The organism is Halomonas sp. 5021 (assembly GCF_036663435.1).
Classification (GTDB): Bacteria; Pseudomonadota; Gammaproteobacteria; order Pseudomonadales; family Halomonadaceae; genus Vreelandella; species Vreelandella janggokensis.
On sequence record NZ_JAXOVU010000013.1, the window covers coordinates 1 to 26,917 of the forward strand.

The following is a 26,917-nucleotide window of genomic DNA, read 5'->3' on the forward strand; positions in this document are numbered from 1 at the left end:
CTGGCTCTGGCTCTGGCTCTGGCTCTGGCTCTGGCTCTGGCTCTGGCTCTGGCTCTGGCTCTGGCTCTGGCTCTGGCACAGAGTCAGGCGCAGACGGACGCTCGTCAACGTCGACTTCCTCGCGGCGGGCATGTTCGGGTGCCTGATCATCGTCTTTCGGCTCATCAGTCGCCTGCTCCTGGGAGGGGTCGACCTGAGACTCGTCCTGCGCTTCCTGCTGGGAATCCTGCTTTTGTTTACGCTTAAAAAAACCAAACATGGATGTCATCCGACTGAAAAAGGTAAAGAATGGGATTATCCTACCACCGCCAACCAAGACTTTGGATAACTAGCCCGCTACAATCCGCGTTATGACTCGAAACCGCTCCACTCGCCCACCCTCGTCGCGCCGTTCGGCTGCCAAGCCGCTGGGTAAGCTACGCATTATCGGCGGTGATTTCCGCCGCCGCCAACTGCCGGTCCTCGACAAGCCAGGCCTGCGGCCCACCCCGGACCGCGTGCGTGAAACGCTGTTCAACTGGCTTGGCCAGGCGCTTTACGGAAAAAAGGTACTCGACCTTTTCGCCGGCACCGGCGCGCTTGGGATTGAAGCCATCTCACGCGGGGCGGCCCAGGTCACCTTCGTCGAAAGTGACCGCCAGGTGGCCGCCCACATTACCCGCAACCTTGAAACACTCAAAACCCACCAAGGTGATGTCGTTGTTAGGGATGCCCAGGCCTTTCTCATGCAACCGGCCCAGTATTTCGATATCGTCTTTCTGGATCCACCGTTTTATCAGGGCTGGGTAGCCGAGTGCTGCGCTACCCTTGAAGCTGGCCATTGGCTCGCACCGGAGGCCATGGTTTACCTGGAGACCGAGCGCGACCTGATACCGGACGTACCCACGCACTGGGTGCTGCACCGCGAGACCCAGGCGGGGGAAAGCACCGCCAGGCTATATCAACGCCGCGCCCCATAATCAGCGCTTGCGGCTTTGCAGTTCGGGCGTTACGCTCGCCCCATTATTTTTAACCGTTTGTTTTACAGGCAAGCATGTCGCTTGTTTTGATCTGGAGGTGGGCATGAGCCTAGAGTTATTCAATCAGCTTGAGCAGCGCGTTACCGATACCGTCGAGGCGCTGGAAATGATGAAGCTGGAAAACGAGACACTACGTAATGAAAACACCCAGCTCAAGCAGGAACACGAAGAATGGGAGCGTCGCCTGAGCGCCCTGCTGACTAAATTTGATGACGACCCATCCTGAGGCAATATCAGCCCTGAGCAGAGCGTGACATCAACAGCGCACTCTCACGCCCGGCAGCCCCTTCGGCTGCCGGGTAGTAGTCTCGCCGATAGCCGTCCTGCTGAAAGCCAGCGCCTTGATACAGCCGAATCGCCGCTGCGTTGCTTTCACGCACTTCCAGCAGCACCCGCTCACTTTGCCAGCGAGCGGCGACGGCGAATACGGCCTTGAGCAACTGACCGCCGATGCCGTGCCCACGCTGCTCCGGCAGCACACCAATGGCTTGCAGTTCGGCGTCGAAGGGTAATCGGGCCAGCAGCGCGTAGCCTGTCAACTGGCTTTCCTGCCAGTCGCCCAGCACGCAGGCCGTATCCGCCACCAAGGCCTCCCTAAGCAACGCGATACTGACGCCACTCAGGGCGCGCGTTTCAAGCGCTGCCAGTAACTGGAAGTCACGTTGACTCAGCTCAGTGATCATCTCGATCCGGTACCGGCCAATCTTGCGCCAGAGCATGCAACGCAGGCCATAAGTTGCGCTTGGCATCGGCACTGTGCAGCAGCGTGGCCAACGACGGTGCCTGCCATACCGGCAGCTCCAGCGTGCGGCTTTGCTGGTTATCAACGTCGAGCACCTTGGCAAGCGAGGCGCTATCCGGGTCGGTGGCGTCAGCCCCCCACAAAAGAATTTTTTCCAGTTGCCATTGTTGGCGGATGGCCGCCCCGCTGATAAACGCATTCACCCCCTCGCGCGCTTCTTCGAGGGGGTCTTCTGGTTCAAAGGCGTTGGCCATGGGCGGCCACTTGAAGAACATCACCTCCGGCAGCGACCCACCGGCAAGCCCCACCGCCTGGCATATATTGGCGAGCAGGCGCTGCTCAGAAGCATCGATCTCACCCGCATGGATGCTTAGCCAGCGCCTGCCGATACACACACACGACACGCCAAACTGCAGCGGTTCCTTGGCCACCGGCGCTTCGCTGGGCGTGGGTACGGCGGCGGGGGCTGCTGCTTCTGGCTTACTGAGAGGGGCCTGGTGCTCTTCCAACAGGGCACGCACGGCCGCCGGCGATGCCGTCACTTCGTCTGAGGCGGTCTGCGCTTCCGCAGGCGCCGAGCGAGGCGCGGGCACATCATCCAAAAGGGCCTGAAGACGCTCGCGCGGCGGCGTGGGCGTTGCAGGGGTGTCATCCCACTCACAGGTTTCCGTGGGCCGCGCGTTAGGCAACTGATAGCGCGATGCCCAAGCGGTAATCCCCATCGCCTCGAGGTAATGTCGGCGGACAACCTCTGGGGTCACTGCCCGCCCCCTCGGCAGTTGGGCGAGTCAGGGCGCTGACCGCCGCGCACTTCCCATTCATGAGGGGTATACAGGTGAAGGGCTAGCGCGTGCACCGGGCCGGATAGCTCGTCGGCCAGCAGCGCATAGATTTTCTGGTGGCGCTTGACGGGCATCAGGCCGTCGAAGGTGTCGCTCACCAACGTCACCTTGAAATGCGTTTCAGAATTCGCGGGGACGTTGTGCATATGGCTTTCATTTTCTACCTGCAGCACGTCGGGCGCTAGCGCCGCTAACTTCTGCTCTATCTGTGCCTGCAGCGTCATGGAGGCTCTCCTTAGGTCGGAAACCCTTCCATTGTACGCGCTTACTGGCCGCCAGACGATGCCCGACGCGCAACCAGCGCTCGCCGCGCCAGCGACACCCGCGAAAGGCTCGCCAGCAGCGCCAACAATGTGGTGGCAGCCCCCAGCCATAACGTGACCTGCACGGGAGCACCCAGTGCCAGCGCAGCGCCCACCAGCGCAACCCCCACCGACTGCCCCACCGTTCGCGTGGTACTCATCACACCCGATACATTGGCGCTGCGTTCGGGCGGCAGGCTACTCATCATTTCGCGGTTATTGGGCGGCTGGAAGAGGCCAAATCCGATGCCGCACAGCGCCGTACGCCATAAACTGCCCGTCACACCGGTCGATTCATCGACGAATGCCAGGGCAATCAGGCCGACAATCAACAGCACCAGCCCCGTGCTGGAAAGCAGGCTGGGGTTAATTCGGTCGGCCAGCCGCCCGGCTAGTGGCCCGACGACCATGATGGCCAGCGGCCAGGGGGTGAATAGCCAGGCCGTTTCCAGCGGTGTAAAGCCCATCTGCTCCTGGTAGAAAAACGAAAGCGCGACGAATGTCAGCCCCTGACCGATAAATGCCAGCCCCGAGGCCGACACGGCCAGCGTGAAGCGCTTTTCTGCAAACACGCTTAGCGGTAATAACGGATAGGGAGCGCGCCGCTGGCGGGCAATAAACAAGCCACCGGCGATCACCGCTAGCAGGCCCCAACCCGCACTCTGCCACAGAGGAGCCGCGTGACCCACGGCATCCATGGCCAGGAAAAAGCTCGCCAGCATCAACATCGAGAGCAGCGCGCCCAGGATATCGAAACTCCCCTGGCGCGGTGTTTCCCTGGGCAGCGCTCGGCTTGCCAGCCACAATGAACACACCCCCAGTGGCACATTCAGCGCGAACAGCCAGGGCCAGTCGGCAAACGACAAGATCACACCGCTTAGGGTGGGGCCCGCGGCATAGCCACCGGCCACCACCAGGGCGCTCAACCCAAGCGCACTTCCCAGCAACCGCGACGGAAAAATCGCCCGATAAAGCGATGGGCCAATGGACAGCGTCGCCGCCGCTCCCAGGCCCTGCAGCGCACGAAACACCAGCAGCGTTTCCAGGCTCCGCGACAGGGCGGCCCCCAGCGCGGCGATGACAAAGGTTGTCAAGCCAAACAGGTACAGCCGCCGACGCGTCACCAGTTCGCTGATACCGGCAAACACCAGCAGAAAAGCCGCACAGACCACCTGGAACACATTGGTGATCCACACCGATCGGGAGGCTGACACATCAAGGTCTGCCGCAATGGTCGGCAGGGCCAGGTTGATCATGGTGGTATCGACAACCGCCATCAAGGTACCGGTCACCAATGCCAGGACAGCCAAGGCGCGCTCGCCCCCTGGCAGGCCATCGTCACCGGGTCGGGTTTCAAACAGTCGCATGGTGTTCCGTTCCTGAACAGCCCTTTGGAAACAACAAAACCGGCCAAAAGCCGGTTTTACAAGAAACTTGAATAACAATCACAGCGCACTAATCAAGTTCGTTATCAAGCAGCAAGGCGTCATCAACATCGGATATTTCCAGGGCCGTGTCGTCGTCAAGATCGATGGCGAGGTAGCTATGCTCGATGCGCAGGAAGGTTTGAAACAGCGACCAGTCAAGCGTGTCGGGCCACTGGCGTTCGTCCTCTTCCCAGGCACGCAGTTCGGTTTCCAGAATTTCCGAGTAGCGTTCACGAACAAAGGCTTCGAGCGCCTCGGGCGTATCCATCTCGGGGATCAGATACACCGTGCTTTCACGTTCGACGTCGTCCAGGGTCAGGTCGTCGTCTCCCATGGTGGGTTCGAGCGCATTGATCCAGTCCACAAAGGGCTGGGTCGGCCTGACGCTCAGAGCGGAGCGATTTAGCAGTTTCATGGGATTCTCCTCGCCGTCGAAACGTGGTCATTATGGGCGCTTAATCGCGCCCTTACCAACTTTTCGTCCACAATCGCACAGTTAGCTGGCGTTAATCCGCCTCTGGGCGCATCGCCGGGAATAGCAGAACGTCGCGAATCGAAGGACTGTCAGTAAACAGCATCACCAGACGGTCGATGCCGATGCCTTCGCCAGCCGTTGGCGGCAGGCCATACTCCAGCGCACGCACGTAATCCGCGTCGTAGTACATGGCCTCAAGGTCGCCGGCGTCTTTTTCCGCTGACTGCTCGCGGAAGCGCTCAGCCTGGTCTTCGGCGTCATTAAGCTCCGAGAAACCGTTGGCGATCTCGCGCCCCCCCACAAAGAACTCAAAGCGATCCGTCACAAACGGGTTGGCATCGTTACGCCGCGCCAAGGGGCTGACCTCGGCCGGATATTCGGTGATAAAGGTCGGCTGGTCGAGCTTGTGTTCGGCCACTTCTTCAAAGATTTCCGTCTGGACCTTACCCAGCCCCCAGCTCTCCTTGACCTTGATGCCCAGTTTTTCGGCTAAGGCACGGGCAGCGTCCAATGTATCCAGGTCCGCATCGATGATGCCATCACCGTGGTCAAGAATTGCCTGGCGCAGCGTCAAGCGGGCAAAGGGCTTGCCGAAGTCGTAACGGGCACCCTGGTAGTCAATGGTGGTGGTACCCAGCACTTCCTGAGCCGCCGTGCGCAGCATGGCTTCGGTCATATCCAGCAGGTCGTGGTAATCCGCATAGGCCCAGTAGAACTCGACCATGGTGAACTCTGGATTATGCCGTGTCGAAAGCCCTTCGTTGCGGAAATTACGGTTGATTTCGAAGACTTTCTCAAAGCCGCCCACCACCAGGCGCTTGAGATAAAGCTCCGGGGCAATACGCAGATACATGTCGATATCCAACGCATTATGGTGGGTGATAAACGGACGCGCCGCCGCACCGCCAGGAATCGGCTGTAGCATCGGCGTTTCGACTTCCATGAAGCCGCGCGCTTCGAAGAAACGGCGCATGGAGCTGATCACCGCCGCGCGGGTCTCGAATACCTTGCGCGATTGCGGGTTCATGATCAGATCGACATAGCGCTGGCGGTAGCGGGCTTCCTGGTCGGTCAGGCCGTGGAATTTATCCGGCAACGGACGCAGGCTTTTGGTGAGCAGCTGCGCTTCTTTCATCATCACGTACAGATCGCCCTTGCCGGACTTGTGCACGGGGCCGTGGCCAGCGACGATGTCACCGATGTCCCAGCTTTTAACGTCTTCCAGCACCTCGGCAGGCAGGCCTTTTTTATCAACGTAGAGCTGGATCTGCCCGGCCACGTCCTGAATAACAATGAAGGGGCCTCGTTGGCGCATTACGCGACCCGCTACTGACGCGTGGTGATCCAGCTGTTCAAGCTCGGCCTTGTCTTTATCGCCAAAGGCGTTTTGCAGCTCAACGGTTAAGCTATCGCGGCGGAAATCGTTCGGGAAAGCGCTCTTGCCCTGCTCAGCCGCCTGCTCACGGCGGGCCGCGAGCTTGGCCCGGCGCTCCGCAATCAGGTGGTTTTCGTTATCGAGAGAAGACGCGTCTTGATTAGCCATCGGGCACCCTATTAATGATCAAACCCTGAAAATTACAAACCCTGCTTGAGACTGGCGACGATAAACTGGTCCAGATCGCCATCGAGCACTTTTTCACAGTTGCTGGACTGGACGTTGGTACGCAAATCCTTGATGCGCTGGTCGTCAAGCACATAGGAGCGAATCTGACTGCCCCAGCCAATGTCGGATTTGGCGTCTTCCGCCTGCTGCTTGGCCTCATTACGCCGCTGCATCTCGTGTTCCCACAGCTTCGCCTTCAACTGTTTCATGGCGAAGTCGCGGTTGGCGTGCTGGCTACGCTGGCTCTGGCATGCCACCACAATGCCGCTGGGCTCGTGGGTGATGCGCACCGCTGAGTCGGTGGTGTTAACGTGCTGACCGCCCGCACCGCTTGAACGGTAGGTATCCACGCGAATATCCGACGGGTTGATATCCACTTCGAAGCTGTCATCAATTTCCGGGGACAGAAACACTGACGCAAAGGAGGTATGGCGGCGACCGCCAGAGTCAAACGGGCTTTTGCGCACCAGGCGATGAACGCCGGTTTCGGTACGCAGCCAGCCGAAGGCGTACTCCCCCTGGATATGCAGCGACGCCGATTTTATGCCGGCCACATCGCCGGCTGAAATCTCGATGATATCCGTCTTGAAACCGTGGCTTTCTGCCCAACGCAGGTACATGCGGAGCAGGATATTCGCCCAATCCTGGGCTTCCGTACCACCCGACCCCGACTGAATATCCAGGTAGGCGTTGTTCTCGTCCATTTCGCCGGAAAACATACGGCGAAACTCGAGCTTTTCAAGGCTGGCCTGCAGGTTATCCAGCTCTTTGCGCACCTCGTCGACGGTGCCTTCGTCATCTTCCATTTCGGCAAGCTCGAGCAGGTCCCGGCTATCGCCCAGCCCCTGCTCAAGGTCGTCAATGGTGGCCACGATCGCCTCGAGGGACGCACGCTCTTTACCGAGCTTCTGCGCGTAGTCCGGGTCGCTCCAGACATTGGGGTCCTCCAGCTCGCGGGTGACCTCTTCTAGCCGATCCTGCTTCTCGGCGTAGTCAAAGATACCCCCTAAGAACCTCTGTCCGTTCAGACAGGTCCTTGATCTGGAGGTGAATCGGGTTAGTTTCCAACATGGAATACCTTGGTATTGGTCAGTAAAAGATCAGGTCAGTGAAAAGGTTCACAAGAAAGAAGCGCATTGTAACGAAACCCAGCGCTTACCGCATCCATCCTCAACATCGACCCTACGCAAAAAACCCGGCCGAGGCCGGGTTGGGGTCGCTGCTATTGACTAACGCATTAGAAGCGGTAGGTCAGCTGAGCACCGAAGCCATGGGCTTCATTTTTGTAGTCGGCGGAGTAAGTGGCGCCACCAACCGGCTGGCCACCTGTCTGCTGGCTAGCTAACAAATCCTGGCGATCTTGTTCAACAAAGGTGCCACGCTCGGACAGGTACGAGTAGGCCACATCGATGGTCAAATCATCGGTTGGGGTCCAGCCTGCACCCAACGAGAAGATACGGCGATCATCGGAAGGAATACGTACGCTTCGATCGTCATCATTGGTCGGCGTCATGTCCAGGGTTACCCCTGCACGCAGCGCCAAGGTGGGCGTCAGTTGGTACTCGCCACCGGTGGCAAACGCCCAGGCGTTGGAGTAATTCTGCTCCTCATTGGTAATCAGGCCGCCCTGATCATCCACGACGCGGATTTCCTCGAACTGGCTCCAGCGCACCCAGGAGGCGCCGAACATCAATTTCAAACGATCAGTCATCTGTTGCGTCAGGGAGAAGTTGACCGTTTCAGGCGTCGTCAGATCCAGGTTGGCGGCGCTTGAGCGAACCACATTACCCGCTGGGGCAGTAGCACTAAAGTCGCCTTCCAGCTCATAGTCCACCTTCGAGCGATAGGTTAAACCTAGAGTCGTTTCAGGCACCGGTTGATAGATCACCCCGAGGTTGTAGCCCCAGGCTTCATCTTCACCGTCAACACGGGAGTCGATATCAGCGTTGGGGTTAAAAGTTGCCTCAGAGGGAAGCTGACGACGAAGCTCCCCCTCCACTTGGTTATAAGTAATCCCGGCACCCACCGACCACTGATCATTAAACCGATAAGAAACCGTTGGTTGAGCACTTATGACAGTGACTTCGGTGTAGTCACCAAAATAACGACCTTGGAAATCATCTTCGTAATCAGTCTTGGAGCCAAAGGGTGCGTAAACACCAAAACCAAAGGCCAGTTTGTCATTGACCGGATGGGCATAAAACGCATAGGGAATGGCGGTGCCAGGCACCATATCGCCCTCGTTACCCCCAGGGATGCTGCCTACTGGAATTTGGTTGCCCGTAGGGGCTCCGCCTTGGGCGACGCCTGCATCCAAGGTGCGATTAGCTTCTACATTAGAAAGCTCACTATCAACGTTTAGATACGTTCCCCCCACTGAAATTTGCGCGCGATCCAGAAACGACATACCGGCAGGGTTGCCGAACACGATGGTCGCATCTTCGACATTGGAGCTGCGTCCCGCGTGGCCGTAGCCCTGGCCGCTGACACTCTGCTCGTTGATTTGATAGCCACCCGCCTGGGCTTGGCTGGCAAAGGCGGCAGTGGCAACGGCGACTGCCAGGGTGAGCTTGTTAAATTTATTGTGCATAGAGGGCCTCTTTTCCCAATGATCCGACGCGATGTTGCTCATCCGTCATACTTTTTTTGTACACGTCAGTTTTGGCCCAAAAGCCCGGTTGGTTCAAGGGCAAACGAGCGTTTTATTTTATTTTTGCCTTATACATTAGTCGCACGTACGTTTTAAATCATTGTTTTAACCGTTTCAGGCTATTTTCTCGCCTGGCCTTGACCTTTGTGTTACCCACAGGTTTTAGACTTATCACTAGTCATCAACACTTTCCACGGGAGCGCACAATGAAGGTCAGCGAGCTGGCAAAACGCGGTGGCGTCACCGCCGAAACGGTGCGTCATTACACACGGGAGCAATTGCTTGCACCCAAGCGACATCCCGATAACGGCTATCAGCTTTACTCCGCGACGGACCTCGAACGGCTGCTGTTTATTCAGCGGGCGCGCAAGCTCGGGTTCAGCGTGGCTGAAATTCGCGACATCCTCGCTCACGCCGACCAGGGTGACTCTCCCTGCCCATTGGTGCGCGACCTGCTGGCCAACCGGCTGCCGCAAATTCGTGCGCAGATCCAGGAGCTTGAAGCGCTTGCCCAGCGCATGGAGCAAGCTCTGGAAAGCTGGCAGCATATGCCTGACGGTACGCCGGACGGCCACAGCCTTTGCCGCTTGATCGAAAGCTTCCCTGAGAAGCAGGAGGTAAAATGAGCCAGCACATTCTGATACGCACAGTGCCCGGCATGAACTGCCAGGGATGCGTGTCGCGCATGCGTGAGGCGATTCAGCAACAGGACAGCGATGCTGACGTGGTAGGCGCACCAGGTGAAAAACGCCTTGAGGTCACCACCACGCTGGACGACACCCGCCTCGACCAGACGCTGCGCCAAGCAGGCTACCCGCCCGGTACGGCCGAGACGCCGGACGAGCAACGAGACCAGACGACTGACGCCATGCCCGCCAAAAGTGCGCCTCAGGGCAGCCAGCATCAAACCCGCCTGGCGATCAGCGGCATGACCTGTGCCAGCTGCGTGAAAAGCGTTCAGAAAGCGCTGGAGCGTACCGAGGGTGTCGACAACGCAAGCGTGAACTTTGGCACGCATACCGCGCAGATTTTTGGCGCTGCCGATCAGCAGTCCCTGATAGCGGCCGTGGAATCGGTGGGTTACGGCGCTGAGCCCATTGTCGATATGCGTGAAGCGGAAAGAACACGCTCAGAACAGGAAGCCCATGACTACAAGCGCCGCTTGAAAGGCAGCGCCTGGTCGCTGGCGCTTGCCGTTCCGCTGATGCTCAGCATGTTCGTCTATCACCCACATCCAATGGGCACCGGGCGGCTGTTCTGGCTGGTGGTCGGGCTGCTGACACTGGCTATACTCGCGTTTCCAGGTCGTCACTTTTTTGTCAACGCCTGGAAAAACCTCAAGCACCATCAAGCCAACATGGACACGCTGGTGGCCATGGGCACCGGTACCGCCTGGCTCTACTCGATGGTGGTCGTGCTGTTTGCCCCGTGGCTACCCGAGGTCGCCCGCGGCATCTATTTTGAAGCCTCTGCCATGGTGATCGGCCTGATTCTGCTGGGCAACGCCATGGAGCTTAAAGCACGCGGGCGAACCAGCGATGCGCTAAAACGGCTGCTCGACCTGCAAAGCCGCACCGCAAGGGTGATCCGGGACGGCGAAGAACGTGAGGTGGACATCGATGCGGTACGCGAAGGCGATCAGATCCGCGTTCGCCCCGGCGAGCGGCTGCCGGTGGATGGCGACGTCGTGGAAGGCGCCAGCCACATCGACGAATCCATGCTCACCGGCGAACCCGAACCGGTGAAAAAGGGCCAGGGAGATGAGGTCAGCGCCGGGACGGTGAATGGCAAAGGAGGCTTGGTGTACCGCGCCACAAGAGTGGGCGCCGACACCCGTTTGGGCCAGATCACCGAACAGGTCGCCAGCGCACAAAACTCGCGCCCGCCGATCGGCGAGCTGGCCGATAAAGTGTCGAGTATTTTCGTCCCCTCGGTGATGATCATCGCCGTGCTTACCGCACTGATATGGTTCAATGTCGGCGCCGAGCCGCGGGTCATTCACATGCTGGTGACGGCCACCACCGTGCTGATTATCGCCTGCCCCTGCGCGTTGGGCCTGGCCACGCCGATTTCTACCATGATTGGCGTGGGCAAGGCTGCTGAACACGGCGTGCTGGTGAGAAACGGCGACGCCCTGCAGACCGCCAGCAAACTGACCACGCTGGTCGTGGACAAGACCGGCACGCTCACCGAAGGCAAGCCCCGTGTCACAGAGGCGGAATTGCTGGGCGAAGAGACGGCCAAAACGCTTGGCTATATCGCTGCCCTGGAACGCGGCTCCGAGCATCCACTGGCAGCGGCATTGATGGCCTATGCCGACGAGCATGACGCTGAAGCTGCCGGGATTCAGGACTTCGACAGCGTCACCGGGGGCGGTGTCAAAGCGCAAACCACCGACGGGAAGTCACTGCTGCTCGGCAACGCACGCCTGATGGAAAATGCCGGGGTCGACCTTTCCGCACGTCAGGAAAACGCCCGCGAACTGGAAGAGAAAGCTCGCACGCTGGTGTATTTTGCTCTGGACGGGCAATTGACGGCGCTCTTCGGCATCAGCGACCCGCTGCGTGACGATGCCGTTGCCGCCGTCAAACGGCTGCAGGATGACGGTTTGAACGTGGTCATGCTGACCGGCGACAACCCCCACACGGCTGCCGCCATTGCCCGCCAGGTCGGCATCGACGATTATCGCGCCGGGTTGCTGCCCGAAGACAAGCACGCCGACATCGAGCGGCGCCAAAAGGCAGGTGAAGTGGTCGGCATGGTCGGCGACGGAATTAACGACGCTCCGGCGCTTGCGCGTGCCCATGTCGGCTTCGCGATTGGCCAGGGCACCGATGTCGCCATCGAAAGCGCCGGCATGACGCTGATGCGAGGCTCGCTGCATGGCGTCGCCGACGCCATCGAAATCAGCCGCGCCACCCTGCGCAACATCAAACAGAACCTGATCGGTGCCTTTGGCTACAACGTGCTGTGTATTCCGATTGCCGCCGGGGTGCTTTACCCGCTGACCGGTACGCTGCTTTCACCGATGATCGCGGGCGCGGCCATGTCGCTGTCGTCCATCACCGTGGTCAGTAACGCCAACCGCCTGCGGCTATGGGAAACCAGCGCCACTCAATCCAAAGGAGACACTGCATGAGCCTAATGATCAACCTTGCCGGGGTCGGCCTGATCGCGCTGATTGTTTGGTGGTTCTGGCTCAGCTAGACGTTTCTAGCTCACCCCAATATAACGCCCTGGCTTGTGGTTCAGGGCGATGATCAAGTTGAGCGTCAGCGCACCCAGCACCGAGTAGGCCACGCGGTCCAGCGGCAGTTGGGTGAGTGCTACCAGCAGGATCACCCCGTCGATACCCAGTTGCACGTAGCCTGCGCGCAGACCGTGTTTCTCCTGGAGGTAAAGCGCCAGGATATTGATGCCGCCAAGGCTGGTGCGGTGGCGAAACAGCATCAGCATGCCGATGCCCATCAGCGCACCGCCCATCAGAGCGGCATACATCGACGGCACGGCAGCAAACTGGACCCAGCCCTGGGTGAGCTCCGAAAACAGCGACACCAGGCCGATAGCCAGGAAGGTGCGTAGCGTAAAGCTCCAGCCCATGCGTTTGATGGCCAGATAATAGAACGGCAGGTTAATGGCAAAAAACCACACCCCGAAACCCCAACCGGTGATGTAATTTAACAGCAGCGCCAACCCAGCAGTGCTGCCCGTCAACAACACCGCATGGGTATAAAACGTCACCCCAAGCGCCACAAAGAAGGTGCCCAACAGCATCGCCATGACATCTTCATAGGGGCGATGCGGGTCCTTGGGAAGGTCTTCAACACGCATGGAAGCGTCCTTATTGAGGCCGTGGGTTATAGAGTGATGAGGTTAGACAGGGCTGGCGTGCTCGACCATCAACTGCAGCGTCTCACGCCCACGCCAGCGGTTACGGTTAAGCTTGTAAGCACAATGGAGCGTATCGCCGACGCTGAATGCGGGCAGCTCCCCGGGGGTCAGCGCACGAAACCAGATGGCCTTGCAGGTCACGGGGCCCATGGAAAGCTCCATCATCAGGTGCGCGCCTTCCGCACCCACCGGGCGCAGCGCTTCGACAATAAAGCGCCCTTCAAACAGTGGCGGGTCGAACTCGCGTCCGTAGGGGCCCAGTGCCTCGATATCGCCAAGCGTTGCCAGTGAGAGCTGCGTCGTGGATAGCTCGCCGTCGGTCCACAGACGCGGATAAAGTTCCTGGCCTGCCAACTGCTCTTCCACCGCCTGTAGAAACGCGGCTTTAAAGGCCTCCAACTGCCCTCGAGGAACACCCACGCCTGCTGCTCCGCTATGGCCACCAAAGCGCGGCAGCGCCTCGGGGGCTAGTTCAAAGGTGCGTTGCAAAGCGTCGCGCAGGTGCAGGCCGTCAATCGAGCGGCCGGAACCAGTGAGCATATCGGGGGCGGCCGCTCGGGTAAGTACCAGCGCCGGACGCCCATAGGCCTGCACCAGCCGCGAGGCGACAATGCCCTGCACGCCTGGGTGACCATCTTCCAGCAACACGACAACCGCCGGCTCGTTCGCCTCCAACGCGGACATGGCCAAGGCACGGGCCTCTTCCGCCATGTCGGCCTCAATGGCCTTGCGCGACTGGTTATCCTGGTCAAGCACCTCAAGCTGGCGATTGGCCACGCCTTCAGTTTCCGCGAGCATGAAGTGCAGCGCCGCGTAAGGATCGTCCAGCCGCGAGCGGGCATTGATGCGCGGCCCCATCTGGAAGGCAAGTGTTTCGGCATTGAACGGTACACTATCGGCACCCAAGCGTGTGGCCATGGCCCGCCAGCAGGCGGCCTCCATGCGGTTGATCAACGTCAGGCCATGGCTGACCACCGCCCGGTTGGCGGGGCTTCCGCCCAGCGACACGCAATCCGCTACCGTGCCCAGCGCTACGTAAGAGAGCCAGGGCGACAGCTTAGGGGTGGAGGCTGACAAGGCACCCCACTCGATCAGCACACCGCGCGCAAGCGACATCGTCAGCCACGCCACCATGCAACCGGCGATGGTTTTATCCGGGTAGTCGCAGTCATCACGGGTAGGATTGACGCAGGCGTAGGCCGAGGGGGGCGGGCCTTCCAGCGGTAACGCATGATGGTCGCTGACCACCACGTCGATACCCGCGGCTTTCAGACGGGCAATACGCGGCTCGTCCGAGCTGCCGCAGTCGGCGGTGATCACCAGGGTCGGCAGCGGCTCGAGCGCCAGAGTGCGCTCCACCAGGGGGAGGCTGATCCCGTAACCGTCGTGAATACGGTGGCCAATCAGGCTATGCAGCTTATGTTCCGGCACGCCAAATAACTCGACCAACGTACGACGGATCACCACGTGGGAGGTGATGCCGTCCACATCGTAGTCGGTGAGGATCCCGATCGGTTCGCCTTCGGCAACCGCCTGAGCAATGCGCTCGGCGGCTCGGCGACCATCAGCAAGTTTCTCAGGGTGCGCCAGATAGCGCAGACTGGGCGATACCAGCGGGGCCAGCTCGCCTTGATAGCCCGGCAGCCGTGACGCTAGCAGGCGCGCCTGCAGCTCATTCAGGCCTTCCGCCTGAGCACGTGCGTAAACGGCCTCGTCCAGCGGACGAGGCTCAAGGCGGGGACGGCTGGCAAGCTGCAGCCGCTCACCACGCTGTGCGAGAGGCGACGCGTCGATCACATCGGCCATAAGCGCTAGCGCCGGTTGTCAGCGACGAACTGCTGAACCACGCTAAGTTCGGCGGGCAACACGGTATAGCGCTCTTCACGCTCCAGCAGGTCATCCATGTGGGTAGGTAGCGGTACTCCCTGAAACCCCGCTTTCACCACCGCTTCGGCAAACTTGGCCGGATGCGCCGTGGCCAGGGTAATCACCGGTGTGGTCTTGTCGGCGCGGGCCCGCTCGGCCGCCCGGTAGCCAGTGGCCGTATGCGGGTCGAGAAGCTCGCCGGTGCGGTGATGCGCTTCGCGGATGACTTCCAGGATTGTCGCGTCGTCGACGCTGTGGCTTGCGAACTTTTCACGCAGCTTGGCCAGCGGTGCATCGGCCAGCGCCGTGGGCTCCTGCTGAAAACGTTCCAGTAGCGCCGCCACCGCAGCACCATCCTGGTCGTAGGCATCAAACAGCAGACGCTCGAAGTTCGACGACACCACGATATCCATTGACGGGGCGAGGGTTGCGGCCAGTTCTTTCTTGGAGAAATCATTGGCGGCAAGTGTGCGGTGCAGGATGTCGTTGGCGTTGGTGGCGATGATGAACTGCTTCACCGGCAGGCCCATCTTGTAGGCCATATACCCGGCAAAGACATTTCCAAAGTTGGCCGAGGGGACGCAGAAACTCACTTCGCGCTTGGGTGCCCCCAATGCCACGCCCGCGGCAACGTAATAGACGATCTGGGCCATGATGCGCGCCCAATTGATCGAATTCACCGCCACCAGTCGTGTGCCGTTCAGGAAGTCCTGATTGGCGAAGCTGGCCTTGACCATTGCCTGGGCGTCATCAAAGTTGCCTTCGATGGCAATGTTGAACACGTTATTGGCCAGCACCGATGTCATCTGACGACGCTGCACTTCCGAGACCCGGTTGTGAGGGTGCAGGATAAAGATATCCAGGTTGTCACAGTGACGGCAGCCCTCAATGGCCGCCGATCCGGTATCACCGGAGGTGGCGCCCATGATCACGGCGCGTTCACCGCGCTTCTGCAGGAAGTGGTCGAGCAGGCGGCCCAGAAGCTGCAGGGCGACGTCCTTGAACGCCAGAGTCGGGCCATGGAACTGTTCGAGCAGGAAGTGACTGGCATCCAGCTGCTTGAGCGGCAGCACTGCATCGTGATTGAACGTCGCGTAGGCATCCGTCACGATCTGGCGGAAGGTGTCATCGTCGATCTCACCGTTGACGAACGGCTTCATGACACGAAACGCGATCTCCGCGTAAGACAAGCCAGCCATCGCTTCCAGGTCGTCCTGTGAGAACGACGGCAGCGTTTCCGGCACGTAAAGCCCGCCGTCGCTGGCCATGCCGGTCAACACCACCTCTTCAAAGGAGAGCGCGGGCGCTTGCCCGCGCGTGCTGATATAGCGCATGTAATGGGTTACTCCCCTTCGTCCAGGCTTTCCACGCGGATACGAGTGACAGGGCCCGCAATATCCGCCATGGCTTCGATTTCACGGATCGCTTCGTTCATCTGCTTCTCTTTGGTGCGATGGGTCAGCAGGATGATGGGCACCAGTTCGCCTTCGGTCGCCTCTTTCTGGATCAGCGCCTCGATGGACATGCCCTGCTCGGCAAGGATGGTCGCCACGCGCGCAAGGACACCGGGACGGTCGACGGCCAGCAGGCGCAGGTAATACGCCGTGGTAATGTCTTCCATCGGCATGATGGGCAGTTGGCTGACGTCTTCGTCAATACCGCTGAACGCCAGGTAAGGCACGCGATAGTGGTGGTCGGTGGCAATATCCCGCGCCACGTCGAGTATGTCCGCCACCACGGCCGAGGCGGTCGGCTCAGCCCCGGCGCCAGCGCCGTAGTAAAGGGTTGGCCCCACGGCGTCGCCCATCACCGCAATGGCATTCTTGACGCCGTGCACATTGGCGAGCAGGCGCTCTTTGGGGATCAGCGTGGGGTGTACCCGCAGCTCAAGCCCATGATCGGTGCGCTTGGAGATGCCAAGATGCTTGATGACGTAGCCAAGGTTATCAGCCTGTTCGACGTCTTCGGCGGTAATCCGCGAAATCCCTTCGGTAAACGCTTTCTCGAACTGAAGCGGCACGCCATAGGCGATCGAGGCCAGAATGGTCAACTTGTGCGCCGCGTCGATGCCTTCAACGTCAAAGGTCGGGTCGGATTCGGCGTAGCCCAGCGCCTGGGCTTCGGCAAGCACGTCTTCAAAGGCGCGGCCTTCATCGCGCATATGGGTCAGGATATAGTTGCCGGTACCGTTGATGATGCCCGCTACCCACTCGATGCGGTTGGCACCCAGGCCTTCGCGCAACGATTTGATCACCGGGATCCCCCCCGCGACGGCGGCTTCGAATGCCACGATCACACCTTTTTCGTGGGCCGCCTTGAAGATTTCGTTGCCGTGGACGGCGATCAGCGCCTTGTTGGCAGTGACCACGTGCTTGCCGTTTTCAATCGCGGTAAGTACCAGTTCGCGGGCAACGTCGTAACCGCCAATCAGCTCAACCAGAACATCCACGTTGGGGTTGGTGGCCACTTCAAAAACATCCGTGGTGGCATTGATACCGGTAATGTCGCAATCGGGGTGAATACTGCGATGGCCCACCTGCTCGATCACGATCGGACGCCCTGCACGGCGTGCAATATCGTCAGCGTTGCGCGTCAGCACATTAAAGGTACCACCACCGACGGTACCCAGCCCACAAATGCCTACTCTTACCGGTTTCAAAATACTTCCCCTTTCATGTTGTGCACTCAGAGGTGCAGTGTCTCAGCGTGATAATAGTTGATCAATTGGCTCATTAGCTGTTGATTCTAAGCGTCATCCAGTTCCAGCATTTCCATCATGCGGTCCGGCGGCACAAACCCTGGCACCATCTGTCCATCAGGCAGGATAATGGCGGGTGTCCCCTGGACGCCTAACGTGCGGCCCAGCTCGTACTGCTCGGCGACCGGGTTGTCGCAGCTGGCCGAACTGGAAAGCGTTTCGCCTTGCTTGGCACGCGACATGGCTTCGCTGGGGTTATCCGAACACCAGACCTGCTTCAGCGTTCTCCCCGCGTTGGCGTTAACGCCACTACGCGGAAAGGCCAGATAGTGTACCGCAATACCTCGCTCGTTGAGCTCAGGCACGGTTTCATGCAGCTTTACGCAATAAGGACAGGTTGGGTCGGTAAACACAACGATCGTCGCCTTGGGAGGCTCTTCACCACGAAACACTACCCGGTCACTTTCCGGTATCGCCGCAATGGCGTCCGCACGTTCCTGGTTGCGCGCCTGCTCGGTCAGGTTCACCAGCCCGCTGTCGGCATTCTCGTAGAGGTCGCCGACCAGAAAATGACTGCCGTCAGCATTCGAATAAAAGGATTCGCCGTTTTCCAGCCGGACATGATAAATCCCTTCCATCGGCGTTTCACGCACCTCGTCGACCGGCATTGCCTGTCCGTTGACACTCAAGGTGTCGCGGAGCGCATCGGTCGCGCTATTCGCCTGCGCTGTCATGGGTAACAACGCTCCCACCATCAGCCAGCCTATCAGCCTACGCGGCTTGCCTTGTGACGTCGTGAGTTCTGTACTTCGGCGCATCATGCAATTCAACCTCTTGGGTGATGTTCAGCATGCAGGCTTTCCAGGCGGGCCTGGGCCACATGCGTATAAATTTGCGTGGTGGATAGATCGCTATGACCTAGCAACAGCTGTACGACCCGTAAATTCGCCCCATGATTCAATAAATGGGTCGCAAACGCATGGCGAAGCGTATGTGGCGACAGGGGGCGCGTTATACCCGCCGTGATGGCGTGCACCTTGATGCGATGCCAGAAGGTCTGCCGCGTCATCGTTTTATCGCCACGGCCTGGAAACAGAGCCGGGCGCGTAGGATCCTGCATCAACATGGGGCGCGTCGCTTTCATGTACTGAGCCAGCCAGTCGGCGGCCTCCTCTCCCATCGGTATCAGGCGGTCCTTGTCGCCTTTGCCACGCACCCGGACCACCCCCTGGCGCAAATTGACCGCGTCACTGGTCAACCCCACCAGTTCCGAGACACGCAGTCCGCAGGCGTAGAGCAATTCCAGCATCGTGCGGTCACGAACGCCCAGTGGGGTATCCAGTTCCGGTGCCTGAAGCAAGCGCTCCACTTCGTCTTCTTCCAGCGTATTGGGCAGGCCGGGCTGTACACGCGGCAGGCGCACCTCAGCCAGCGGATCACTTGAAACGTGGCCATGGACGCGCGCCCAACGGTAAAAGCTGCGCAGACTCGACAGCACTCGGGCATTGCTGCGTACCTGATAGCCCGCTTCACGACGGCTGGCAAACCACGCATCCAGGCGTTCAGGCGAAGGTGACAATAATGATTCGCCATGTTCCTCCAGGTGCTGCTGCCAGGCGTTCAGGTCGCGCCGATAAGCCGCTAGCGTATGCTCACTGGCCCCGCGCTCCAGCCACAGGGCATCCAAAAAAGCATCAATGACACGCATACGCAAGCCGCCCGTAAGGATTCACATCGAATAGATAAACAAAACCCCGCCCCGCAGAGCGGTGACGGGGTTTTGGTACCCAGGCGCAAGCGCCTGCGGAAACGACTCGCCTTAGGCCAGCTTTTCCTTGATACGTGCCGATTTACCGCTGCGCTCGCGCAGGTAGTAAAGCTTGGCTTGACGCACATCACCGCGGCGCTTGACTTCAAGAGAGTCAACCAGCGGGCTGTAGGTCTGGAAGGTACGCTCAACGCCAACGCCGTGAGAAATCTTGCGCACGGTGAACGCGGAGTTCAGGCCACGGTTACGCTTACCGATAACCACACCTTCAAACGCCTGCAGACGCTCACGGTTGCCTTCTTTGACTTTCACCTGAACGACGATGGTGTCGCCCGGTGCAAAGTTCGGCACCTCTTTGGACATTTGCTCGTTTTCGAGCGCCTGGATCACCTTGTTTTTACTGCTCATCATCATGCTCCTAAATAACGTGGTGGCGAAACCGCTCAGTCATGGAAGGCGGTCGCCGTGATCCCGGCGCTCAATAACAAGCGACGCGGGAGTCGTTATGGGTGACACAGGTGCGTTGGCTACTCGCCATTACCGCCCTGCACCGCCGCTCATGCCAGCTCAGTCAAGACTTCCTAGTCAGTCTTGGCTGACGAACCGGAAAGAGCGTATTCCTCGATAAACTCGTTCAACAGCTTGCGCTGTTCGGCATCCAGCGGTCGCCCTTCCAACAAATCAGGTCGACGCTGCCAAGTGCGACCCAGGGACTGCTTCAACCGCCAGCGCTTGATCGCGGCGTGATTACCGCTCAGCAGCACATCCGGCACCTGTCGCCCGTCGATCACCTCGGGACGGGTGTAGTGCGGACAGTCTAGCAAACCGTCATTAAACGAGTCTTCGATGGCGGAATCCTGATGCCCCAACACACCGGGAATCAGCCTTGCCGCCGCGTCAATCAACACCATGGCCGGCAGCTCACCGCCGCTTAGCACATAGTCGCCAATTGACCATTCTTCATCGATGTCACTTTCCACCACCCGCTCGTCAATGCCCTCATAGCGCCCTGCGACAACAACCAACGGGCCTTTAGACGCCAGCGACGTCACGCCCTGCTGATCCAGCTTGCGACCCTGGGGTGATAGATAAATCACCGTGGGCGTCTGGCCGGTCGCATCATGCGCCTGCTGCCGGGCGTCATGAATGGCTGCGCGTAAGGTGTCGACTTTCATCAACATCCCGGGGCCCCCGCCATAGGGTCGATCATCAACGCTACGATGGCGGTCAGTGGCGTAATCACGCGGATTCCAGAACGCGAGCTCTATATGCCGTTTTTCGATCGCTCTACCGACCACGCCTTGCTGGGTGAGCGCATCGAACATCTCCGGAAACAGCGATACCACACCTATCCACATCGCGGGGTGTGAAACCTCGTTTCCAGCGCCCGACTGTTGTTCACTGTTCAAAACTCAGGATCCCAATCAACGACCATCCGGCCGTCTTCAAGACTGACTTCAACAATGACGTCGCCCGGCAAAAACGGCAGCAGGCGCTCACGCTTGTCGATCGCCTCGACATCGCCACGAACGACCATGACATCGTTGGCACCGGTTTCGAACAGGTAACTGACCTGCCCTAACCGTTCGCCGGCTTGAGTGAAAACCGCCAGGCCTTCAAGCTCATGCCAATAATACTCATCGTCGGAAAGCTCAGGAAGGTCCGCTTTGGGCATCAATATGTCCGCCTGGGCCAATGCATCGGCCGCATCGCGGTCATCAATCCCTTTAAGCTGAACCACAAGGCCTTTACCTTGCCGACGGCCCTGAACAATGGACATGTGCGTGAGGCTGTCGCCTTGGCGCACCCACCATCCGGGGTAGTCCAGAATGCTGTCCATGGGGCTGGTATAGGAATATACCTTCAGCCAGCCTTTCACTCCGTGGGAGCTTGTCAGCTTGCCGAGCACCACATGCGTGTCGTCAGTATGGCTTGTTTCAAAACGCGTCATTGACGACCTCAACGTACAACAGCACTTGCCACATCGCGAACAGGTTTAGGCCTGTTTACGCGCTTCTTTTACCAACTCAGCAACACGACCTGAAAGCTGGGCACCCTGGCTCTGCCAGTGTACGACACGGTCCAGGTCAACGCGCAGGCGTTCTTCCTGTCCACGTGCAACAGGGTTGAAGAAACCGATACGCTCAATGAAACGGCCATCACGGGCGTTACGTGAGTCAGTAACAGTCAGGTGGTAAAAGGGACGCTTCTTGGCGCCACCACGTGCCAAACGAATGGTAACCATACGATAACTATCCTTCGGTTGAGGTTACGAGAGTGCGCCTTCGCGGCGTTCGCTACCGGAAACACTCTTCATACTATAAAAGCCTTCAGCGTAGAGTATCGTCACTGCATGACCAACACCCACACAAGAAGACGCCGCATTCTACGCAAATGCGCTCGGCTTGGAAAGCCTGATAGCCAGAAAACTATCAGCCCGTCAAGCATACCACCTGGCGGCAACGGCTAGCGGCGAGGGAATCCACCCGGACCACCCATGCCGCCAGGGCCACCCATGCCACCGGGACCGCCTGGGCCGCCACCGCCGCCCATCATGCCGGACATGCCACGCATCATTTTTTCCATGCCGCCTTTTTTGCCGGCTTTCTTCATCATCTTCTGCATCTGCTTGTGCTGCTTGAGCAGACGGTTCAAGTCCGGCACCTGAAGTCCCGCACCCGCTGCAATACGGCGCTTGCGTGAGCCGTTGATGATTTCAGGCTTGTGGCGCTCTTTGGGGGTCATGGAGTTGATCAACGCCTCCAGCTTGCCGAGCTCTTTTTCGGGACCAGGCCCTTGGGCCATATCCGCCATCTGCCCCATACCCGGCAATTTGCCGAGCAAACCACCCATGCCCCCCATTTTCTTGAGTTGCTGCAGTTGCTCGCGAAAGTCTTCCAAGTCGAAGCCGTCGCCTTTCTTGACCTTTTTGGCCAATTGGTCGGCTTTGGATTTATCAACCGTGCGCTCGGCTTCCTCGATCAGCGAGAGCATGTCCCCCATGCCCAGAATCCGCGAGGCGACCCGGTCAGGGTGGAAGGGTTCCAAGGCGTCGACTTTTTCACCCACGCCCATGAACTTGATCGGCTTGCCGGTGACATGGCGCACAGAGAGCGCAGCACCGCCCCGCGCGTCACCGTCGGCTTTGGTCAGCACCACCCCGGTGAGCGGCAGAGCGTCATGGAACGCTTTTGCGGTATTGACCGCATCCTGGCCGGTCATGGCATCGACGACAAACAGGGTTTCATCCGGCGTGACGGCTTTATGCAACGCCTGAATTTCCGACATCATGGCTTCATCGATAGCCAGACGGCCTGCGGTATCGATCAATACGACGTCGTGAAACTGGATTTTGGCGTGCTTGATGGCCGCTTCGGCAATCGCCACTGGCGCCTGATCCGAGCGGGAGGGAAAGAAGTCGACTTCCACCTCTTTGGCCAGGGTTTCCAATTGATCAATCGCCGCGGGGCGGTAGACATCGGCCGAAACCACCAGGACCTTTTTCTTTTCACGTTCCCGCAGGTAACGCGCAAGTTTCGCTACCGAGGTGGTTTTACCCGCGCCCTGCAAACCCGCCATCAGCACTACGGACGGGGAGCTCTTTAATGTCAGTCCCTCGTTCGCTTCGCCCATGGTGGCTTCCAGCTCTTGCTGGACAATCTTGACGAACTGCTGACCGGGCGAAAGACTTTTGGATACCTCTTGCCCCACGGCTCGTTCGCGCACCCGCTCGACGAAGTCCTTGACCACGGGCAGCGCCACGTCTGCCTCAAGCAGCGCACGACGAACTTCTCGCAGGGTATCTTTAATATTGTCTTCGGTCAGGCGTGCCTGACCTTTGATCGATTTTAACGTCTGGGAAAGACGCTCACTAAGAGTCGAAAACATGGGGCCTCTCTGCCTCCGTCGCTGTCGCCGGGCTTGACCGGCCCTAGGCTAATGGAAGGGATTATACGCGCTCGCAGCGTGAGTCTCCATGGGCGCAAGATATAGATGGCTGTGCGTCACTGTAAGGATTCGTTATAGTAGTGACTTATCAATTCGATTTGTTTCATTACGACGCGCTGCAAGGCGCACGGATAGCATCATGCAGGCGCTCCCTTTCGCCACCATCGCCTTTATTCTCTATATAGCCGCTGCCATCTGGCAGGGTATGGCGCTGTTCCGGCGCGTGCCCCCTCGCCAGGTCATCGTGCGACTTTTAGCCGCGTTAGGCCTGTTGCTACATATCCCGGTGGTGGTTCAGCTAGTCGGGCAAACGCCAGGTTTGCTGCCAGGCTTCACCACCAGCGCCACCCTGCTGATGGCGGTCGCCGTGAACGTGGTCCTGATAGCAAGCCTGTTCAAACCCGTGCTCAACGCCGGTATTGCGCTCTTCCCGCTAGCCGGCATCGCACTAATGGCCGCCACCTGGCTACCCAGTCAAAGCGGCCACAGTGGGCTGACGCCGGGTATTTTGATGCACGCCATCAGCTCCGCGCTGGCCTTTGCGGTGCTGGCGATTGCCGCCGCACAAGCGGTGCTGGTAGGCTTGCAGAATCAGGCGTTGCGCCACCATCACATCCGCGGCATTGTCCAGTCACTCCCTCCGCTTACCACAATGGAGCGGGTGCTCTTCGAGCTAGTGTGGGTCGGCATTATATTGCTGACGCTATCAATTATCAGCGGCTTGCTGTTTCTGGATAACTTCTTTGCCCAGCACCTTGCCCACAAGACGGTACTATCGCTTCTGGCCTGGGTGATTTTCACCGCGCTCTTGATTGGCCGTTACCGGTTTGGTTGGCGCGGTATGCGTGCGGTGCGCTGGACGCTCGGCGGCTGCGCGATCCTGGTATTAGCCTATTTTGGCAGCAAGTTCGTGCTGGAAGTGGTACTTAACCGCTAACCTTGCAAGCACTGTGTGTATTGACACCTCTGTTGCAACCTCTTACAAATCGAGCTGAACACGGCATAAAGGAAATTCTGACTTGAGTGATGACTTCCCGCTGGGATTACTCTTTGGCTTGCTGGCCCTTCTCATTGCCCTCTCCGCTTTTTTCTCAAGCTCTGAAACCGGCATGATGTCGATCAACCGCTATCGGCTCAGCCACAACGCCAATAGCGGCGACCGTCGCGCCAAGCGCGTCATGCGTCTGCTGGCGCGCCCCGACCGGCTGATTGGCGTTATCCTGATCGGCAATAACTTCGTCAATAACCTTGCCGCCTCCATTGCCACGATTATTGCCATCCACTTTTTCGGCGATGTGTCAGGCCCCGCCATTTCTACTGCCCTGCTGACCATCACCATTCTGATTTTTTCCGAGGTGACGCCCAAGACCTATGCGGCCATCAAGCCCGAGCGCATTGCCTATCCAAGCTCGTACGCGCTTGAACCGCTACTCAAACTTCTCTACCCACTGGTATGGCTGGTTAACGCTGTTTCCAACGGACTGCTGCGCCTGATCGGCGTCAAGAGCGTCGAAAACGGTGGCGACAACCTCACGCGGGATGAATTGCGCACCGTGGTTCACGAAGCCGGCACGCTGATTCCCTATCGACACCGCGCCATGCTGCTATCGATTCTCGATCTGGAAAACGTCACCGTCAATGACATCATGGTGCCCCGCCATGAAGTGCTGGGCATTGATCTGGACGACTCGCTCGACGACATCCTGGCGCAGATCCGCACCAGCCAGCACACGCGGCTGCCGGTTTACAAAGGCGATATCAATAACATTATCGGCATGCTGCACTTACGCAATGCGGCACGCTTTTTATCGCGCAGCGAAGTCACCAAGGCAGCGATTGTGCAGGAAGCCCGCGAGCCCTACTTCATTCCGGAATCCACGCCGCTCCACACCCAGTTGCTCAACTTCCAGAAACAAAAGCGCCGTATCGGCATCGTGGTCGACGAGTACGGCGATGTTGAAGGACTTGTCACCCTTGAGGACATCCTTGAAGAGATTGTCGGTGAATTCACCACCGACGTCTCGGAAGACGATGAGATACATCAACAGGATGACGGCAGCCATGTCATTGAAGGCACCGCGACCATACGAGACATCAACAAGATGCTTGGCTGGCAGTTACCCACCGACGGGCCCAAAACCCTCAACGGGTTAATTCTCGAGCACTTGGAAGGATTTCCTGAAGGACCTGCCTGCCTGCAGGTCGGGGCAACACGGATGGAAATTCTGGCGATTCGAGACAACCTGATCACCTCAGCCCGCTGCTGGAAGGCGACGCGAAGCGGGCTCGGTCAATAGAACTGACTGGCACCATGTCACTGGCGTGGCACGATATCCTGGTCCGCCTCGACTTTCAGCTGCCTCACCTGCTGCTCAAGGTAGCGGCGTAGCGCCAGCTCCCCTGTATTGCTCGGATCAACAGGGTCGCCAAAGTGGAGGCTCACCGGCGCCCGAAAACGCCTGGGCCATTTCTTTAACGCCTTACCGTCGTAGTGAGATGTCCACGACCCCCAGAGTCCCGCAAGCGCGGCGGGCACCACCGGCACACAATCTCGCATTACAATCGCCTCAAGCCCGCGACGAAAGGGGTGAATGTCGCCGTCGGGCGTTAGTCGCCCTTCGGGAAACACCATCACCACTTCCCCCTGGCGCAATGCCTGGCTGACTTCCTCCAGTGCGCGACGCAACGCGCCTGGACTGCGACGCTCGGACTCGATGGGAATGGCGCCGACCAGTTGAAACCACCATCTAAGCCAGGGGGAGTCAAAGATTGGCTGATCCATGACAAAACGCAACGGGCGGGGGCTGCCGCCGCCCAGCACCAACGCATCCATAAAGCTGACGTGGTTACACACCACCAGCGCTGGCCCCTGCTTGGGAATATGGCAACGCCCCCGAACATGCAGGCGATAGCAAAGCCGCATGGCCAGAAAGATACCGCCGCGCAGCAAGTGGCGCACTGGCTTAACCAATCCCATTACTCGGATTGCTCTCGGTTGCGCAGCCCGGCAAGAACGGTACTCAACAGCTGATCAAGCAGTTCATCCACCTTGAGCTGATGCCCCTGCCAATAACCGAGGCGTTCATTCAACCCCAGTTGAACCAGCCCGTGCACACTGCCCCATAAGGTGCGTCCCAGGCGTCGCGCCTCGGCATCATCCAGCAGGGGCTGATACTGTTTGAGCGATGTTTCAACCTGGGTAAACAACGCCTCGATCAACTGGCTCTGACGCTGGTCCAACTCCCCTTCCTGCGCCAACGGATGGTCAAACAACAGTTGCCATCGGTAACAATCCTTTTCGGCAAATCGCCAATAGGCATTGGCCAGCGCACGCAGCCAGGGTTCGGGCTCATCCGACGAAAGGCTGGTAATAGTGGACTGCAAACGCGCCAGGGTTTCGACGTTGACGTACTGCAACAGAACATTAAAGCTGCCATACAGCTTGAGCAATGTACTGGGGGCGCAGCCGACCTCTCTGGCCAGGGCACGCAGCGATAAACCATGAATGGACTGTTGAGCCAACCATTCATCGCAAGCGTGCATAACCTGCGCGTGTAGTGCATCGGGCGCGTGCTGTCTGGGGCGAGCCATGGCGATCTCTTAAGGTGAACGGCAAACAGGAAGAATGCCTTATCGCGCTTTAGCGTGAACAAGGGATGCTATAGGATACCCCACATCGAACACTG

General features: G+C 59.1%; 27 protein-coding genes and 1 pseudogene. 6 read left to right on the forward strand and 22 right to left on the reverse strand.

Annotated features, from left to right (window positions below; translation table 11 throughout):
• A pseudogene (locus R3F64_RS16155) lies at positions 1-259 on the reverse strand (signal recognition particle-docking protein FtsY); the annotation flags it as partial.
• Between the two features lie 91 nt (positions 260-350).
• On the opposite strand from R3F64_RS16155, the gene rsmD reads away from it, so the two are divergent.
• Entirely contained in the window at positions 351-959 is a 609-nt protein-coding gene (gene rsmD / locus R3F64_RS16160; RefSeq protein WP_199284586.1) for a 16S rRNA (guanine(966)-N(2))-methyltransferase RsmD, read from the forward strand.
• A gap of 103 nt (positions 960-1,062) precedes the next feature.
• Positions 1,063-1,245: a cell division protein ZapB gene (gene zapB / locus R3F64_RS16165; protein ID WP_085918314.1), complete on the forward strand. Its 183-nt coding sequence runs from the start codon at positions 1,063-1,065 to the stop codon at positions 1,243-1,245.
• Between the two features lie 7 nt (positions 1,246-1,252).
• Here the strand turns inward: zapB and rimI are convergent, their stop codons facing one another.
• The 8 genes from rimI to R3F64_RS16205 all read right to left on the reverse strand — a co-directional run bounded on the left by rimI (position 1,253) and on the right by R3F64_RS16205 (position 9,000).
• Positions 1,253-1,702, reverse strand: a complete 450-nt coding sequence (gene rimI, locus R3F64_RS16170; RefSeq protein WP_085918313.1) for a ribosomal protein S18-alanine N-acetyltransferase — start codon at positions 1,700-1,702, stop codon at positions 1,253-1,255.
• The gene (locus R3F64_RS16175) at positions 1,692-2,522 is read right to left on the reverse strand and encodes a hypothetical protein (protein ID WP_085918312.1); all 831 of its coding nucleotides are present in this window, start codon (positions 2,520-2,522) and stop codon (positions 1,692-1,694) included. The genes rimI and R3F64_RS16175 overlap by 11 nt, the downstream gene beginning before the upstream one ends.
• Complete coding sequence (locus R3F64_RS16180; protein WP_085918311.1) at positions 2,519-2,827, reverse strand: BolA family protein; 309 nt, start codon at positions 2,825-2,827, stop codon at positions 2,519-2,521. Before R3F64_RS16180 ends, R3F64_RS16175 begins: the two co-directional genes overlap by 4 nt.
• Positions 2,828-2,868: 41 nt before the next feature.
• Positions 2,869-4,272 carry an MFS transporter gene (locus R3F64_RS16185; protein ID WP_199284585.1) on the reverse strand — a complete coding sequence of 468 codons (1,404 nt, stop codon included), beginning with the start codon at positions 4,270-4,272 and terminating at the stop codon, positions 2,869-2,871.
• An 88-nt stretch (positions 4,273-4,360) separates the two neighbouring features.
• The gene (locus R3F64_RS16190) at positions 4,361-4,747 is read right to left on the reverse strand and encodes a hypothetical protein (RefSeq protein ID WP_199284584.1); all 387 of its coding nucleotides are present in this window, start codon (positions 4,745-4,747) and stop codon (positions 4,361-4,363) included.
• 91 nt (positions 4,748-4,838) lie between these two features.
• Complete coding sequence (gene lysS, locus R3F64_RS16195) at positions 4,839-6,350, reverse strand: lysine--tRNA ligase (RefSeq protein ID WP_199284583.1); 1,512 nt, start codon at positions 6,348-6,350, stop codon at positions 4,839-4,841.
• 32 nt (positions 6,351-6,382) lie between these two features.
• Positions 6,383-7,481 (reverse strand): peptide chain release factor 2 gene (gene prfB / locus R3F64_RS16200; protein ID WP_139839357.1). Its coding sequence is split into 2 segments (ribosomal slippage): positions 6,383-7,405 and positions 7,407-7,481, totalling 1,098 coding nucleotides; the frame shifts between segments, so codons are not numbered across the junction.
• A 166-nt stretch (positions 7,482-7,647) separates the two neighbouring features.
• On the reverse strand, positions 7,648-9,000 hold the full coding sequence (locus tag R3F64_RS16205) for an OmpP1/FadL family transporter (RefSeq protein ID WP_199284582.1): 1,353 nt from the start codon (positions 8,998-9,000) through the stop codon (positions 7,648-7,650).
• Between the two features lie 266 nt (positions 9,001-9,266).
• Here R3F64_RS16205 and R3F64_RS16210 point away from each other — a divergent pair, with 266 nt between their 5' ends.
• Both R3F64_RS16210 and R3F64_RS16215 read left to right on the forward strand, forming a co-directional pair.
• Positions 9,267-9,686, forward strand: coding sequence for a MerR family transcriptional regulator (locus R3F64_RS16210; RefSeq protein ID WP_085918305.1), 420 nt, complete (start codon positions 9,267-9,269; stop codon positions 9,684-9,686).
• Positions 9,683-12,199, forward strand: coding sequence for a heavy metal translocating P-type ATPase (locus R3F64_RS16215; RefSeq protein WP_199284581.1), 2,517 nt, complete (start codon positions 9,683-9,685; stop codon positions 12,197-12,199). Before R3F64_RS16210 ends, R3F64_RS16215 begins: the two co-directional genes overlap by 4 nt.
• A gap of 74 nt (positions 12,200-12,273) precedes the next feature.
• Here R3F64_RS16215 and R3F64_RS16220 read toward each other — a convergent pair whose 3' ends face one another.
• From R3F64_RS16220 to ffh, 11 genes are all read right to left on the reverse strand, one after another.
• Complete coding sequence (locus R3F64_RS16220; protein ID WP_199284580.1) at positions 12,274-12,891, reverse strand: YitT family protein; 618 nt, start codon at positions 12,889-12,891, stop codon at positions 12,274-12,276.
• Between the two features lie 42 nt (positions 12,892-12,933).
• Positions 12,934-14,757 (reverse strand): single-stranded-DNA-specific exonuclease RecJ, encoded by a 1,824-nt coding sequence (locus tag R3F64_RS16225; RefSeq protein ID WP_233337332.1) that lies wholly within the window; start codon positions 14,755-14,757, stop codon positions 12,934-12,936.
• 5 nt (positions 14,758-14,762) lie between these two features.
• Positions 14,763-16,151, reverse strand: coding sequence for a threonine synthase (gene thrC, locus R3F64_RS16230; protein WP_085918302.1), 1,389 nt, complete (start codon positions 16,149-16,151; stop codon positions 14,763-14,765).
• 8 nt (positions 16,152-16,159) lie between these two features.
• Positions 16,160-17,476: a homoserine dehydrogenase gene (locus R3F64_RS16235; protein ID WP_085918301.1), complete on the reverse strand. Its 1,317-nt coding sequence runs from the start codon at positions 17,474-17,476 to the stop codon at positions 16,160-16,162.
• A gap of 86 nt (positions 17,477-17,562) precedes the next feature.
• Complete coding sequence (locus R3F64_RS16240; protein WP_233337331.1) at positions 17,563-18,336, reverse strand: DsbC family protein; 774 nt, start codon at positions 18,334-18,336, stop codon at positions 17,563-17,565.
• Between the two features lie 5 nt (positions 18,337-18,341).
• Complete coding sequence (gene xerD, locus R3F64_RS16245) at positions 18,342-19,223, reverse strand: site-specific tyrosine recombinase XerD (RefSeq protein WP_199284579.1); 882 nt, start codon at positions 19,221-19,223, stop codon at positions 18,342-18,344.
• Positions 19,224-19,334: 111 nt separating this feature from the next.
• The gene (gene rplS / locus R3F64_RS16250) at positions 19,335-19,691 is read right to left on the reverse strand and encodes a 50S ribosomal protein L19 (RefSeq protein WP_085918299.1); all 357 of its coding nucleotides are present in this window, start codon (positions 19,689-19,691) and stop codon (positions 19,335-19,337) included.
• A 173-nt stretch (positions 19,692-19,864) separates the two neighbouring features.
• Positions 19,865-20,641 (reverse strand): tRNA (guanosine(37)-N1)-methyltransferase TrmD, encoded by a 777-nt coding sequence (gene trmD, locus R3F64_RS16255; RefSeq protein WP_066319345.1) that lies wholly within the window; start codon positions 20,639-20,641, stop codon positions 19,865-19,867.
• 47 nt (positions 20,642-20,688) lie between these two features.
• Positions 20,689-21,234, reverse strand: coding sequence for a ribosome maturation factor RimM (gene rimM / locus R3F64_RS16260; RefSeq protein ID WP_199284578.1), 546 nt, complete (start codon positions 21,232-21,234; stop codon positions 20,689-20,691).
• Between the two features lie 45 nt (positions 21,235-21,279).
• Positions 21,280-21,528, reverse strand: coding sequence for a 30S ribosomal protein S16 (gene rpsP, locus R3F64_RS16265; RefSeq protein WP_007111767.1), 249 nt, complete (start codon positions 21,526-21,528; stop codon positions 21,280-21,282).
• 221 nt (positions 21,529-21,749) lie between these two features.
• On the reverse strand, positions 21,750-23,171 hold the full coding sequence (gene ffh / locus R3F64_RS16270; protein ID WP_199284577.1) for a signal recognition particle protein: 1,422 nt from the start codon (positions 23,169-23,171) through the stop codon (positions 21,750-21,752).
• A gap of 199 nt (positions 23,172-23,370) precedes the next feature.
• Between ffh and R3F64_RS16275 the strand changes: the two genes are divergently transcribed.
• Both R3F64_RS16275 and R3F64_RS16280 read left to right on the forward strand, forming a co-directional pair.
• The gene (locus tag R3F64_RS16275) at positions 23,371-24,168 is read left to right on the forward strand and encodes a cytochrome C assembly family protein (RefSeq protein ID WP_085918296.1); all 798 of its coding nucleotides are present in this window, start codon (positions 23,371-23,373) and stop codon (positions 24,166-24,168) included.
• A gap of 82 nt (positions 24,169-24,250) precedes the next feature.
• Complete coding sequence (locus R3F64_RS16280; RefSeq protein ID WP_085918295.1) at positions 24,251-25,528, forward strand: HlyC/CorC family transporter; 1,278 nt, start codon at positions 24,251-24,253, stop codon at positions 25,526-25,528.
• 17 nt (positions 25,529-25,545) lie between these two features.
• Here R3F64_RS16280 and R3F64_RS16285 read toward each other — a convergent pair whose 3' ends face one another.
• The gene (locus tag R3F64_RS16285; RefSeq protein ID WP_199284576.1) at positions 25,546-26,208 is read right to left on the reverse strand and encodes a 1-acyl-sn-glycerol-3-phosphate acyltransferase; all 663 of its coding nucleotides are present in this window, start codon (positions 26,206-26,208) and stop codon (positions 25,546-25,548) included.
• Positions 26,208-26,822: a TetR/AcrR family transcriptional regulator gene (locus tag R3F64_RS16290; RefSeq protein WP_085918293.1), complete on the reverse strand. Its 615-nt coding sequence runs from the start codon at positions 26,820-26,822 to the stop codon at positions 26,208-26,210. The genes R3F64_RS16285 and R3F64_RS16290 overlap by 1 nt, the downstream gene beginning before the upstream one ends.
• Between the last annotated feature and the right edge of the window lie 95 nt (positions 26,823-26,917).

Excerpts from the sequence above, each read along its gene's own strand:
- rsmD (WP_199284586.1), top strand. The coding sequence starts at position 351 with ATGACTCGAAACCGCTCCACTCGCCCACCCTCGTCGCGCCGTTCGGCT.
- R3F64_RS16205 (WP_199284582.1), bottom strand. The coding sequence starts at position 9,000 with ATGCACAATAAATTTAACAAGCTCACCCTGGCAGTCGCCGTTGCCACT.
- R3F64_RS16190 (WP_199284584.1), bottom strand. The coding sequence starts at position 4,747 with ATGAAACTGCTAAATCGCTCCGCTCTGAGCGTCAGGCCGACCCAGCCC.
- zapB (WP_085918314.1), top strand. The coding sequence starts at position 1,063 with ATGAGCCTAGAGTTATTCAATCAGCTTGAGCAGCGCGTTACCGATACC.
- R3F64_RS16210 (WP_085918305.1), top strand. The coding sequence starts at position 9,267 with ATGAAGGTCAGCGAGCTGGCAAAACGCGGTGGCGTCACCGCCGAAACG.
- R3F64_RS16185 (WP_199284585.1), bottom strand. The coding sequence starts at position 4,272 with ATGCGACTGTTTGAAACCCGACCCGGTGACGATGGCCTGCCAGGGGGC.
- rplS (WP_085918299.1), bottom strand. The coding sequence starts at position 19,691 with ATGAGCAGTAAAAACAAGGTGATCCAGGCGCTCGAAAACGAGCAAATG.
- R3F64_RS16290 (WP_085918293.1), bottom strand. The coding sequence starts at position 26,822 with ATGGCTCGCCCCAGACAGCACGCGCCCGATGCACTACACGCGCAGGTT.
- rpsP (WP_007111767.1), bottom strand. The coding sequence starts at position 21,528 with ATGGTTACCATTCGTTTGGCACGTGGTGGCGCCAAGAAGCGTCCCTTT.
- R3F64_RS16285 (WP_199284576.1), bottom strand. The coding sequence starts at position 26,208 with ATGGGATTGGTTAAGCCAGTGCGCCACTTGCTGCGCGGCGGTATCTTT.
- R3F64_RS16275 (WP_085918296.1), top strand. The coding sequence starts at position 23,371 with ATGCAGGCGCTCCCTTTCGCCACCATCGCCTTTATTCTCTATATAGCC.
- ffh (WP_199284577.1), bottom strand. The coding sequence starts at position 23,171 with ATGTTTTCGACTCTTAGTGAGCGTCTTTCCCAGACGTTAAAATCGATC.
- xerD (WP_199284579.1), bottom strand. The coding sequence starts at position 19,223 with ATGCGTGTCATTGATGCTTTTTTGGATGCCCTGTGGCTGGAGCGCGGG.
- trmD (WP_066319345.1), bottom strand. The coding sequence starts at position 20,641 with ATGTGGATAGGTGTGGTATCGCTGTTTCCGGAGATGTTCGATGCGCTC.
- rimI (WP_085918313.1), bottom strand. The coding sequence starts at position 1,702 with ATGATCACTGAGCTGAGTCAACGTGACTTCCAGTTACTGGCAGCGCTT.
- thrC (WP_085918302.1), bottom strand. The coding sequence starts at position 16,151 with ATGCGCTATATCAGCACGCGCGGGCAAGCGCCCGCGCTCTCCTTTGAA.
- R3F64_RS16225 (WP_233337332.1), bottom strand. The coding sequence starts at position 14,757 with ATGGCCGATGTGATCGACGCGTCGCCTCTCGCACAGCGTGGTGAGCGG.
- R3F64_RS16220 (WP_199284580.1), bottom strand. The coding sequence starts at position 12,891 with ATGCGTGTTGAAGACCTTCCCAAGGACCCGCATCGCCCCTATGAAGAT.
- lysS (WP_199284583.1), bottom strand. The coding sequence starts at position 6,350 with ATGGCTAATCAAGACGCGTCTTCTCTCGATAACGAAAACCACCTGATT.
- R3F64_RS16240 (WP_233337331.1), bottom strand. The coding sequence starts at position 18,336 with ATGATGCGCCGAAGTACAGAACTCACGACGTCACAAGGCAAGCCGCGT.
- R3F64_RS16215 (WP_199284581.1), top strand. The coding sequence starts at position 9,683 with ATGAGCCAGCACATTCTGATACGCACAGTGCCCGGCATGAACTGCCAG.
- rimM (WP_199284578.1), bottom strand. The coding sequence starts at position 21,234 with ATGACGCGTTTTGAAACAAGCCATACTGACGACACGCATGTGGTGCTC.
- R3F64_RS16180 (WP_085918311.1), bottom strand. The coding sequence starts at position 2,827 with ATGACGCTGCAGGCACAGATAGAGCAGAAGTTAGCGGCGCTAGCGCCC.